The sequence below is a fragment of the Streptomyces sp. NPDC040622 genome (genome assembly GCF_055593965.1).
In genome coordinates, this window is record NZ_JBVIXD010000012.1 from 297523 (window position 1) to 309904 (window position 12382).

Consider the following 12382-nt stretch of genomic DNA (forward strand, 5'->3'; position numbering starts at 1 on the left):
GATCAAGCCGGTGATTAGCAAGGCCGACCTCCGCATCTTCCCCTTCAAGCCGGTCATGTACAATCCCCTCTCCCCCCCCCCCCCCCACCCCCCCCCCCTCCTCCCCCCCCCCCCCCCCCCCCCCCCCCCCCCCCCGGGGCCGGTGTTCATCACTCGATCACACGATGCGCCGGGCCGGCCGCCGCACGGTGGATCACCGCGTGATCAGAGCGTTGGTCAGAGCTTCGTCCACGCTTCGGTGAGGACGTGACGCAGGATGCCCTCGATCTCGTCGAAGGTCTCCTGGTTGGAGATCAGCGGCGGGGCGAGCTGGACGACCGGGTCGCCACGGTCGTCGGCGCGGCAGTAGAGGCCGTTCTCGTACAGCGCCTTGGAGAGGAAGCCGTACAGGACGCGCTCGGTCTCCTCGTCGTTGAACGTCTCCTTGGTGGCCTTGTCCTTCACGAGCTCGATGCCGTAGAAGAAGCCGTTGCCGCGGACGTCGCCGACGATCGGCAGGTCGTGCAGCTTGCGCAGGGTCTGGTAGAACGCGTCCTCGTTGTCGAGCACGTGCTGGTTCAGACCCTCCTTCTCAAAGATGTCGAGGTTGGCGAGGCCGACCGCGGCCGAGACGGGGTGGCCGCCGAAGGTGTAGCCGTGCAGGAAGGTGTTGCCGCCCTGGTAGAACGGCTCGGCGAGCCGGTCCGAGATGATGCAGGCGCCGATCGGGGAGTAGCCCGAGGTCATGCCCTTGGCGCAGGTGATCATGTCCGGGACGTAGTCGAACTTGTCGCAGGCGAACATCGTGCCGAGGCGGCCGAAGGCGCAGATGACCTCGTCCGAGACGAGCAGCACGTCGTACTGGTCGCAGATCTCGCGCACGCGCTGGAAGTAGCCGGGCGGGGGCGGGAAACAGCCGCCCGCGTTCTGTACCGGCTCCAGGAAGACGGCCGCGACCGTCTCCGGACCCTCGAAGAGGATCTCCTGCTCGATCTGGTCGGCGGCCCAGCGGCCGAAGGCCTCCGGGTCGTCGCCGTGGATCGGGGCACGGTAGATGTTCGTGTTCGGCACCTTGTGCGCGCCCGGGACGAGCGGCTCGAAGGGGGCCTTGAGGGCCGGCAGGCCGGTGATGGACAGGGCGCCCTGCGGGGTGCCGTGGTAGGCGACCGCGCGGGAGATGACCTTGTACTTCGTGTGGTTGCCGGTGAGCTTGTGGTACTGCTTCGCCAGCTTCCACGCGGTCTCGACGGCCTCGCCGCCACCGGTGGTGAAGAAGACCTTGTTGAGGTCGCCGGGCGCGTGGTGGGCCAGCCGCTCGGCCAGCTCGACGGCCTTGGGGTGGGCGTAGCTCCACACCGGGAAGAAGGCCAGCTCCTGCGCCTGCTTGTACGCCGTCTCGGCGAGCTCGTGACGACCGTGGCCGGCGTTGACCACGAACAGGCCGGAGAGGCCGTCGAGGTACTTCTTGCCCTTGTCGTCGTAGATGTAGGTGCCTTCGCCACGCACGATGGTGGGCACGGGTGCGTTCTCGTAGTCCGACATGCGGGTGAAGTGCATCCACAGGTGGTCGTACGCGGTTCGGCTGAGGTCCTTGCTCACGGCTATCGGGTTCCCCACATATAGGTCTGCTTCTTGAGCTTGAGGTAGACGAAGCTCTCGGTGGAGCGCACGCCGGGGAGGGCGCGGATGCGCTTGTTGATGACTTCGAGCAGGTGGTCGTCGTCCTCGCAGACGATCTCCACCAGGAGGTCGTGCGAGCCCGCGGTCATCACCACGTACTCGGCCTCCGGCATGGCGGCCACGGCGTCCGCGACCGGGTCCACATCGCCCTCGACGTTGATGCCGACCATCGCCTGCCTGCGGAAGCCCACGGTGAGCGGGTCCGTGACGGCGACGATCTGCATCACGCCCTGGTCGAGCAGCTTCTGGACGCGCTGGCGCACGGCCGCCTCGGACAGGCCCACGGCCTTGCCGATGGCGGCGTACGGACGGCGTCCGTCCTCCTGGAGCTGTTCGATGATCGCCAGAGATACGGCGTCCACGGGCGGGGTGCCGTTCCCACCGCCGCTCCCGCCGGGATTCCCGGTGCGTGAGCTGCGTGGGTTGCTGGGGTCTGCGCTGCGACTGGCCACGACCTCACTGTGCACGACGTCTCGTCACTTCCGCAAGGGCAGATCGATGAAATTCGTTGTCTGCACGTTCAATCATCACGGATTCCGCAGTTCTGGGCCGCTGGGTATGTTGAAAGCGTCGGTATAGCGACTAGGGTGGGTGTCTCATCCACTGGACATCTGACCTGGAGGGCCGGAAGTGACCACCGAGCTGCGCCGTCTGCGCAACTACATCAACGGAGAATTCCGGGACGCGGCCGACGGACGGACCACCGAGGTGATCAATCCGGCGACCGGCGAGGCCTACGCCACCGCGCCGCTGTCGGGGGAGGCCGACGTCGACGCCGCCATGAAGGCCGCGGCCGACGCGTTCCCCGCCTGGCGCGACCTCACGCCCGCCGAGCGGCAGAAGGCCCTGCTCAAGATCGCCGACGCGTTCGAGGAGCGTGCCGAGGAGCTCATCGCGGCCGAGGTCGAGAACACCGGCAAGCCGATCGGACTCACGCGGTCCGAGGAGATCCCGCCGATGGTCGACCAGATCCGCTTCTTCGCGGGCGCGGCCCGGATGCTGGAGGGGCGCGCCGCGGGCGAGTACATGGAGGGCCTCACCTCCATCATCCGCCGCGAGCCGATCGGTGTCTGCGCGCAGGTCGCACCGTGGAACTACCCCATGATGATGGGCGTATGGAAGTTCGCCCCGGCGCTCGCCGCGGGCAACACGGTCGTCCTGAAGCCCTCGGACACCACCCCCGCGTCGACCGTCCTGATGGCCGAGATCATCGGCTCCATCGTGCCGCCCGGCGTCTTCAACGTCGTCACGGGCGACCGTGACACCGGCCGCGCCATGGTCGAGCACAAGACGCCCGCGATGGCCTCCATCACCGGCTCGGTGCGCGCGGGCATGCAGGTCGCCGAGTCCGCCTCCAAGGACCTCAAGCGGGTCCACCTGGAGCTCGGCGGCAAGGCGCCGGTCGTCGTCTTCGAGGACCTCGACAGCGCGGCCATCGCCAAGGCCGTCGAGGACATCTCGGTGGCGGGCTTCTTCAACGCGGGTCAGGACTGTACGGCCGCCACGCGCGTGCTCGTCCACGAGTCCATCCACGACGAGTTCGTGTCGGCGCTGGCCAAGGCCGCCGCCGACACGAAGACCGGTCAGCCGGACGACGAGGACGTGCTCTTCGGCCCGCTCAACAACGCCAACCAGCTGAAGCAGGTCTCCGGCTTCATCGACCGGCTGCCCGCGCACGCCAAGGTCGAGGCCGGCGGACAGCGGGTCGGCGAGAAGGGCTACTTCTACGCCCCGACCGTCGTCTCGGGCCTCAAGCAGGACGACGAGATCATCCAGAACGAGGTCTTCGGCCCCGTCATCACCGTCCAGTCCTTCACGGACGAGGCGCAGGCCGTCGCGTACGCGAACGGCGTCGAGTACGCGCTCGCCTCCTCGGTGTGGACCAAGGACCACGCGCGCGCGATGCGCATGTCCAAGGTCCTCGACTTCGGCTGCGTGTGGATCAACACGCACATCCCGCTCGTCGCGGAGATGCCGCACGGCGGCTTCAAGAAGTCCGGCTACGGCAAGGACCTCTCGTCGTACGGCTTCGACGACTACACGCGCATCAAGCACGTGATGACGTCGATCGAGGGTTAGCCGATCGAGGGTTAATCGTGTGACGGCCCGTCCGCCCCCGCGTACCGTTGCGTACGCGGGGGCGGCTCCGCGGTGTGCTTCCTTCTTCCTTCTCTGTAAAAGATCCGTAGCGCACCCACTCCCCGCCCCCGTTTTCCTGTCTCACGGGGGTGTGACCTGATGACGAAGACCATGGCCGCCGACGACCTCGCGGCGCTGCTGCTGCGCCGCCGCCAGAGCGTGTACGTGCCGGCGGGGCCCGGACGGTCCGCGGTGACCGACGCGGCCGTGGTCGTCCTCGAAGCGGAACTCGCCGACCGCGGGCACCTGTTGACCCGCCCGCTGCGCCGCGCGCTGACCGCGCTGTCCGCCGACGCCCTCGCCACCACCGGGCGCGGGCTGCTCGCCGACGTCGACGCGCTGATGGGCTCCGACCGCCGGCACGCGCCGCTGTTCCGCGACTTCCCGGCCGAGACCCCCTACGAGCACGCGCGCGGTCACTACGTCGACGCCGTCGTCGCCCACCTCGCCGCCCAGCCGCACCAGCCCTGCATGAACTGCGCGGGCACCAAGGGCCGCGTCCGCGCGCTCGGGCCCTGCGGCCACCTGCTCTGCGACGGCTGCGTCGAGAAGGTCGACAACTGGGGCTGCTGCGAGGAGTGCTGCGTCTGGTACGCCTGCCCCATCTGTGAGAAGCGGTACGAGACCGAGGGGCCCACCGATCCCTGGCTCGACACCGGGGCCGGCCTCGGCGGTGACGGCGGCGACGTCCTGCGCGTCCTGCGCCTCGGCGCGTCCGGCGACGCCGCGGCCGAGCTCGCCGCGCTGCTCGCCGGCCGCACCCCCCTGAACCCCCAGGACCACGACGACCTCGTCCTGCTGCTCGGCGGCGCGGACCCGGCCGCCGCGGCCGACTGGCTCCCGGCCGACATCCCGCTGCGCGAGAGCAAGGCGCTCGCCCTCGCCCCGCTCCTCGACCTCCCCGAGGCGTGGCCGCTTCTCGCGGGGCACGCGGACACCGCCACGGACGTCCTGCGCATGCTCGTCGTACGTTCCGGAGGCGACCCCGACCTGCTCGAACCGCCCCGCCTGCGAGGGCTCCCGCGACCGGTGCGCCGTGCACTCCTCGCCCTGCTCGACGGGCTGGACTTCGCGCGCCTCGCCGAGGACATGGCCCGCCACCCGCGCGCGTGGAAGCGGGCCGGCGAGATCCTGCACCCCTTCGAGCGGGCCCACCGGCACGCGCGCGTGGCGCTCGCCTTCGCGGCCCTGCGCGGGACCCGCGTGGGCGAGGGCGCACTCGGCGAGGTGCTGCTCGCCGAGGCCGCCCGGCACGACGACGTCCGCCTCACCGGCGACCGGCTGCGGATCGTCACCTGGCAGGGGCGCGTCGAGGAGGCGCTCGCCCGCTGGGACACCCGGGCCGCCGTCCACCTCCTCGCCGAGCGCCCCGGTGACCTCATGCGCCGCCTGGACCTGTTGCTGGCCCGCTCGGGCGAGACGACGCTCCCGGACGCGGTGGGCGAGGCGCTCGCCGACGCCCTGCCCCGCTGCGGACCGGGGCCGCTGCTCGGCGCGTACGGCCGCATGAAGGTCCGTGCCGTGCCGGGGCACCGTCGCGTCTTCTTCCCGCGCGGGCGCGTGACCAAGGCCTACGCCGTCGAGGACCACCGGCCGCCGCTGCCCTCCCGGGTCGCGGGCCGCGCCGGAGAGCTGATCGAGGCGGAGGCCGTGCGGCGGCTGGCCGAGCGGGCGGGCGAGCGGTACGACGCGGCGGTCCTGGACGCCTCGCTCGCCGACCTGCCGGTGCCCTTCGCCGAGCGCGCATCGGCTGCCTCGCTGGTCGCCGTGCCGCGCGGCAGCTCCCTGCCGGTGCCCGCCGACAGCGAGACCGTGCGGCTCTTCCTGCACTGGCTGCAGCCCAAGGGCACCCGCGTCGACCTCGACCTCTCCGTCGCGCTCTACGACGACCTGTGGCGGTTCGTCGGCCTGTGCGACTACACGCACCTGGAGTACGCGGGCGGCGCGGCCCGGCACTCCGGCGACCTGACCTCCGCGCCCGCCCCGCACGGCGCCACCGAGTACCTGGACCTCGACCTGGCGAGGCTCGCGCACTCGGGCGTGCGGTTCGTGGTGCCCGCGGTCCTCTCGTACAACGACGTGCCCTTCGACGAACTCCCGGACGCCTTCGCCGGGTTCATGGCGGTCGAGGGCAAGGAGCGGGCCGGCTACGACCCGCGCACGGTCCGCCAGCGCTTCGACCTCGCGGGCGACGCCAAGCTGGGCGTGCCGATGATCGTCGACCTGCGCGCGCGGCGGGCCTGGTGGGCGGACGTCACCCTCTCCACGACGGCCACCGACCACGACGTGCGGCGCTACCGCAAGCAGCTCGGCCGGATCGGGAACGACCTGCTCGACACCTTCACGACGGGCGGCCGGGCCACCCTGTGGGACCTGGCGTGCTGGACGGCGGCCGCCCGCACCGACGGCGTCGTGCACGTGCGCGGGCGCGGCCACGTCCTGTGGGGCTACCGCCGCGCCGAGGACGAGCCGCGCGCCGACTTCGCGCTGCGCGTCCGCGACGGCTGGGAGCCCGACTCCCTGCGCGCCGAGCCGGAGCTCGCCGGCCGACGGGTGTTTCTCGCGCTGCTGCACGGCGAGTTGGCGGGCGCGGAGGAGGCCGCGGGCGGCACCGTGTACCGCTTGTACCCCGGGCCTGTCGACGCCGCACCGGCTGCGCGGATCACGGCGGGGGACCTGGCGGGGTGGCTGGAGCCCGCCGGGTGACCCGTCCGGCGGCCCGGTGATCGACAAGGTGTCGGCTCCACGGGGCGGGGCTCGACGCTGCGTCCATTGCCGCGCCGTCGTACGAAGGCGCATGCTGCCGGGGTGCGAGCGAACCCCATAGCCTCCTCGGTCTCCTCGGCGTCACGCCGTTCCCTGCTGCGCGTCCTGGGCGGCGGTGCGGCACTCGGCGCGCTCTCCGGCTGCGGGGTGCCCGCCGCGTACATCGGGCCGGGGGAGCGCGCCGCGGGCGACCGCTCCCGGCAGGACGGCAGGCTGGCCTTCGCCAACTGGCCGCTGTACATCGACACCGACGACGAGGACAAGACGAAGCGCCCGTCCCTGGACGCCTTCGAGAAGCGGACCGGCATCGACGTCCGCTACACGGAGGAGATCAACGACAACGACGAGTTCTTCGGCAAGATCAGCCCGTCCCTGATGAACCACCAGGAGACCGGCCGCGACCTCATCGTCATCAGCGACTGGATGTGTGCCCGCTTCGTACGGCTCGGCTGGGTGCAGGAGATGGACCGCGCCCGGCAGCCGAACGTCACCAAGTACCTGGACCCGCAGCTGCGTTCGCCGCACTTCGACCCCGGGCGGAAGTTCACCGTGCCCTGGCAGTCGGGCATCACCGGCATCGCGTACAACAAGCGCAGGCTCGGCCGCGAGCTCAAGCACGTCTCCGACCTGTGGGCCGACGACCTCAAGGGCCGGGTCACACTGCTGTCCGGACTCGACGAGGCGTTCGCGCTGCTGCTCCAGGGGGACGGCGTCGACATCACCCGGTGGAAGGCCGACGACTTCCACCGGATGTGCGACAAGATCGAGAAGATGGTGAACAGCCACCACATCCGCCGCTTCACCGGCAACGACTACATCAAGGACCTCTCCAGCGGCGACGTCCTGGCCTGCCAGGCCTACAGCGGCGACGTCATCCAGCTCCAGGCGGACGACCCGGACATCGAGTTCATCGTCCCCGAGGAGGGCGGCGAACTGTGGGCCGAGTCGCTGATGATCCCCAACCTGGCGCGCCACAAGCGCAACGCCGAGCGGCTCATCGACTACTACTACGAGCCCGAGGTCGCGGCCGAGCTCGCCGCCTGGGTCAACTACGTCTGCCCCGTCCCGGCCGCCCGTGACGTCCTCGCCTCCGCCAAGGACAAGGACCTCGCGGCGCTCGCCGAGGACCCGCTGATCTTCCCCGACGACGAGATGCGCAGGCGCCTGGTCATCGCGCGGGACATCACGTCGAAGGAGCGCACGGAGTTCGCGAAGCGGTGGAACGCGTTGGCGGGGTTGTAGCCGGGGGGGGCGTCGGAGCCCGTCGTAGCCGGTCAGCGCTCGTTGCGGGGCGCGTCGTTCACGACCGGCGCCGGCGCACGGCGTTCCACGCGTCGCCGAGCGCGTCGGCGAAGCCGAGCCACCAGCCCTCCAGCTTGTCCCGCACCGTGGTCACCAGCCACCGCCACTTGAACCACCGGGGCAGCGAGCGGAACGGCACGAAGGTGAGGACGTCGTCGACGGCGTTCTGGGCGGGGCCGCCGTGCCCCTCGGCGCGCAGCGCCGCGTACAGCTCCGGGGTCAGCGCGCCGTTGAGCCGGGCCGCGGTCCCCGCCGCGGTGAACGCGAATCCGCGCTGCGCGGGATCCGGCAACCGCATCGCCCGCAGGATCCGGGGGGAGGCCTCCGCCAGCGGACAGTTGAAGGCCAGCCCGATCACCGCCGTGCCGAGGTGGTCCTCGCCGCGCTCGAAGGCGGCGTCCACCTCGGCGGGATCGTCGACGCGGATCAGGCCCTCGCCGCTCTGCCAGTCGTACTCGGATGTCATCGCCGTCTCTCAGCCGTCGCAGCGCGGCGGGGGCGGGGGCGGCAGCACCCGCTGCTTCTTCACGTTGTCGATCATGCCCGCCTTCTTCAGCTTGGTCAGATCGCCCTGGGTGACGCTCTTCGACGGGTACGAGGACTGCACGTGACCATGGTAGATCTCCTTGACGACCTTGCCGTTCTTGTCGGTGATCTCCCGGTGCCGGTCGAGGACCACGATCTCGTTGTTGACGTGGTCCACGCCCAGGCGCCGCGTGACGTTGGGGTTGTTGGGATCCATGTCGATGGAGCGCTCCAGCGCGCCCTGACCGTTGGACGGCGCCCGGCTGACCTCGCCCTTGGCGCCCGAGCTCGAGCCGGAACCGTGCTTGCTGTACTCCGAGTCGTCGTAGACGCGGGTCGGTTCGCCCTCCAGGCCGAGCGGGTCGCTCCAGCGGAACGGGTTGTCGACGTAGGCGTGGTGGTTGGGGGCGGGGGCCAGACCCAGCGGGTCGGGCGAGAGGTAGCTCGCGGTGTCCGGGTCGTAGTAGCGGGCCACGTTGTAGTGCAGGCCCGTCTCCGGGTCGCGGTACTGGCCGGGGAAGGCCAGCGGGCACAGGCCGTCCTCCTCGCCGGACAGCGGCCGGCCCCACAGGCTGGTGGCGGACCGCCAGGCGATCGTGCCGTCCTCACCGACGAGCTCGCTCGGCGTGCCGACCAGGTCGGTGACGATCGCGTAGAACCGCCGGTCGACCTCGTCCGGGTCGGCGGTCCGCCACCGGCTCCGCACCTGGGCCGCCGCCCGGTGACCGCCCGGCTCCCACTCCCAGGTGTCGGCCTCCACGACGCCGTCCCGGAGCGTCTGCCGCTCCGCGAGGTTGGCGCCGTCCCAGGTGAAGAGGGTCTCGTCGGTGACCGATCCGTCCTCGCCCAGACGGAACTTGGCGGTGCGCCTGCCCAGGGCGTCGTAGCGGTAGCGCCAGGTGCCGCGGTCCGGTGTCGCGGCCTCGGTGAGCCGGTCCTCGGTGTCCCACGTGTACGTCCAGATCCGGCGCAGACCCGACAGCGTCCGCCGGATCGTGCGGACCACGCGGCCCTGCGCGTCGTGTTCGTACGTGGTGCGGCCCGCCGAGGTGACCTTGGTGCCGGAGTGGCGCGCCGGGCCCTGCGTGCCCTCGCCGCCGGGGGCCGGGTGCTCGGCGGAGGTGAGGTTGCCGAGGGCGTCGTAGGCGTACGCCTCGGTCCAGGTCTCGGCCGACACCCGGGTGACGCGGCCCGTGCGGTCGAGGTCGAACCTGCGCGTGCCGCCCAGGAGGTCCTTGATGCCGGTGAGCAGGCCGTCCGCACGGTAGGCGTACGAGCGGGCCTGCCGTACGGCCGCGCCACCCTCCGGCGCACCGGACCGGATGACCTGTTCGACGAGGCGGTGGCCCGCGTCCCAGGACTGCATCAGGGTGGCGCGGTCCCCGAGGGTGCGCGCGGTCTCCCGGCCCGCCGCGTCGTGCGTGAAGGCCAGCGTGCCGCCGGCGGCGACGAGGGAGGCGGGCAGTCCCGCGGCGTCGTACGACCAGTGCGAGAGGGTGCCGGAGGGCGTCGTCCTGCGCACGCGTTGCCCCAGCGCGTCGTAGGCGCTGGTGACGGTGCGGCCGTCGACGCTCTCGGTGAGGATCCTGCCCACCGCGTCGTAGCCGTAGGCGACCGTGCCGCGCGGGCTGGTGGCCGTCAGCAGCCGCCCGGCCGGGTCGTAGCGCAGCGAGGTGAGCTCGCCGTCGCCGGTGCGCGAGGCGATCACGCGACCCGCCGCGTCCCGTGTCAGGGTCACCGACTGGCCGGTGTCCAGGCGCCGTTCGACCTCGCGTCCCGTCGGGTCGTAGACGTAGGCGAGGGCGCGGCCTTCGAAGTCCGTCTCGCCGGCCAGGGTGCCGGCCTCGTCGTACCGGTAGCTCCACACGTCGCCGTGCGGATTGGTCACCGCGGTGAGCCGCAGCTCGGTGTCGTGGGTGAAGAGGTAGCGGGTGCCGTCCGGGTCGGTCCGCGCGCTGGGCAGGTCGAAGGTGCCGTACTCGTACGAGGTGGTGGCGCCGGCCGCGTCGCGGTGCTCGGTGACGTTGCCCTCGGCGTCGTAGGACCAGGTCTCGCGGGAGCCGTCGGCGCGCTCCCGCCACAGCAGCAGCCCTTCCGGAGTCCACGCCTGCCGGACGGTCCCGCCGACCGGGTCGTCGATCTGGACGACGCGGCCGCACGGGTCCCTGCGGACGGTGACGGAGCTGCCGCGCGGATCGATGACCCGGACCGGCAGCCCGGTCCCGTCGTTCTCGAACCGGAACGTGTTGCCCAGCGGATCGGTCTCCGTGACGCGGTTGCCGTGCTCGTCGTAGCCGTACGAACTCACCGCGCCCAGCGGATCTGTGCTGGTCAGCAGGTTGCCCCGATCGTCGTACGCGCACTCCCAGCGGGACCCGTCGGCCTCGGTGACGGCGACCGGCAGGAGGCCTTCGGCGTACTCCACCCTGATCTCGGTGCCGTCCGGGCGGGCCATGCACAGCGGCTGGCCGTGCGCGTCGAGGGTGAAGCGGGTGGTGCGGCCCAGTTCGTCGGTGCGGGACAGCAGCCTGCCGCGGCTGTCGTGCTCGGTGTGCACGGCGAAGCCCGACGGGCCGACGACCCGGGCGAGATGCAGCCGCTCGTCGAAGTGGTAGGCGGTGGTGTGGCCGAGCGAGTCCGTGTAGCGGGTGACCCGTGCGTCGGCGTCGTAGTCGATGACGCAGCTGAGGGAGTCGCCGGTGCCCTCGCCGCGCACGCAGCGGTCCTCGCTGTCGTAGCCGAAGCGGAACCAGTGCCCGTTGCGGTCGGTCCAGGAGGTGACGCGGGCGTGTTCGTCGTAGGTGAGCGCGAAGGGCCGGGCGTGGGAGTCGAGGACTTCGCTGAGGTGGCCGTCGGCGTCGTAGCGGTACCGGACCAGCGTGATGCCGTCCGGCCGGTCCTCTCCGGTGCGCAGGCGCAGTGCGGTGACCCGGCCGTGCCGGACGTCCACGTCGACGTGGTAGCCGCCCGTGTGGCGCACCGCCACCGGGGTGCCCTCGGCGTCCCGGTCGATGTCGAAGCGGTGGCCGTTGCGGTCCGAGACGGCGACGAGCGGCATGGTGAACGCCTCGTCGGCGGCCGTGGCCCTGGCGGTCGGCGCGAAGTGACGGGTGAGGCCGGTCGTCGGGTCGGTGACGCGGATGGGCGCGCCGGGGGCGCCGTCCCAGTCCAGTGCCAGGCGCGGGCCCGCCGAGGGCAGGACCGACGTGCCGGGGGCCGGCACCGGGTAGGCGAGGATCATGCCGTCCTCGGTGGCGAACAGGGCGCCCTCGTGGTCGAGTTCGAGGCGCTCGTCCAGGGTGGAGGCCCAGGACGGGCCGAACCAGCGGCCCGAGAAGTAGCTCGACAGGTGGGTGCGGCGCAGGATCAGCGGGAGCAGGCCGGGCAGTTCGACATCGGTCTTCTCCATGATCATCTCGCCGGACGCCATGTCGATGGGGTCGCCGTTCTTGCAGCGGCCCTTGGCGGGCTTGCTGGTCGCCACGTCGTCCGCGCCCCGCCGCAGGCCGTTCTTGAGCCCCTTCCCCATGCCCTTGAGGCCTTTCATCCCCTTGGCGAGTTTCGCGGCGGTGGTGATGCCCTTGGCGCCGGGTATGCAGTCCATGGCGGCGAAGGCCACGTCCATGAGCGTGGCTTGGCCTTTCGCGTATTTGCTCAGGGTGTCGGCCAGGACGATGGCTCCGGCGACGATGACGATGGCGGCGAGGATCGGCCCGCCGACGATCATCGCGATGACACCCACCACGGCGACGACGACCTTGCAGACGGCGACGATGGAGTCCCAGTTGTCGGTGACCCAGTCGCCGATCTCCTCCCACCACTTGCGGTTCTGGATGCCCGCGTCGGAGGCTTCGTCGATCTTCCGCTTGGCCGTGCCCGCGGCTTCTTCCCGCATCTTGCGGGCGTCCTCGGCCATCTTCTTCGCCGCGTCCAGGGCGCTCTTGGCGGAGTCGACGTCGCCCTGGGCGGACTTCTGGGACTTCTCGGCGGC

General features: G+C 71.4%; 7 protein-coding genes. 3 read left to right on the forward strand and 4 right to left on the reverse strand.

What is annotated here, in order from left to right; translation table 11 throughout:
* Nucleotides 1–216: 216 nt before the first annotated feature.
* Together ACZ592_RS32915 and ACZ592_RS32920 are read right to left on the reverse strand one after the other, a co-directional pair.
* Entirely contained in the window at nucleotides 217–1596 is a 1380-nt protein-coding gene (locus ACZ592_RS32915; RefSeq protein ID WP_471585332.1) for an aspartate aminotransferase family protein, read from the reverse strand.
* Nucleotides 1581–2126, reverse strand: a complete 546-nt coding sequence (locus ACZ592_RS32920) for an Lrp/AsnC family transcriptional regulator (protein WP_471585333.1) — start codon at nucleotides 2124–2126, stop codon at nucleotides 1581–1583. The genes ACZ592_RS32915 and ACZ592_RS32920 overlap by 16 nt, the downstream gene beginning before the upstream one ends.
* 163 nt (nucleotides 2127–2289) lie before the next feature.
* On the opposite strand from ACZ592_RS32920, the gene ACZ592_RS32925 reads away from it, so the two are divergent.
* From ACZ592_RS32925 to ACZ592_RS32935, 3 genes are all read left to right on the forward strand, one after another.
* On the forward strand, nucleotides 2290–3738 hold the full coding sequence (locus ACZ592_RS32925; RefSeq protein WP_471585334.1) for a gamma-aminobutyraldehyde dehydrogenase: 1449 nt from the start codon (nucleotides 2290–2292) through the stop codon (nucleotides 3736–3738).
* A gap of 159 nt (nucleotides 3739–3897) precedes the next feature.
* Nucleotides 3898–6504: an MXAN_6230/SCO0854 family RING domain-containing protein gene (locus ACZ592_RS32930; RefSeq protein ID WP_471585335.1), complete on the forward strand. Its 2607-nt coding sequence runs from the start codon at nucleotides 3898–3900 to the stop codon at nucleotides 6502–6504.
* A 102-nt stretch (nucleotides 6505–6606) separates the two neighbouring features.
* Nucleotides 6607–7806: a polyamine ABC transporter substrate-binding protein gene (locus ACZ592_RS32935; RefSeq protein WP_471585336.1), complete on the forward strand. Its 1200-nt coding sequence runs from the start codon at nucleotides 6607–6609 to the stop codon at nucleotides 7804–7806.
* A gap of 58 nt (nucleotides 7807–7864) precedes the next feature.
* On the opposite strand, the gene ACZ592_RS32940 is transcribed toward ACZ592_RS32935, so the two are convergent.
* Together ACZ592_RS32940 and ACZ592_RS32945 are read right to left on the reverse strand one after the other, a co-directional pair.
* Nucleotides 7865–8332 (reverse strand): hypothetical protein, encoded by a 468-nt coding sequence (locus tag ACZ592_RS32940; RefSeq protein WP_471585337.1) that lies wholly within the window; start codon nucleotides 8330–8332, stop codon nucleotides 7865–7867.
* Nucleotides 8333–8341: 9 nt separating this feature from the next.
* Nucleotides 8342–12382: DUF6531 domain-containing protein (locus ACZ592_RS32945; RefSeq protein ID WP_471585338.1), on the reverse strand; the 4041-nt coding region annotated here is incomplete at its 5' end.

Excerpts from the sequence above, each read along its gene's own strand:
- ACZ592_RS32930 (WP_471585335.1), top strand. The coding sequence starts at position 3,898 with ATGACGAAGACCATGGCCGCCGACGACCTCGCGGCGCTGCTGCTGCGC.
- ACZ592_RS32940 (WP_471585337.1), bottom strand. The coding sequence starts at position 8,332 with ATGACATCCGAGTACGACTGGCAGAGCGGCGAGGGCCTGATCCGCGTC.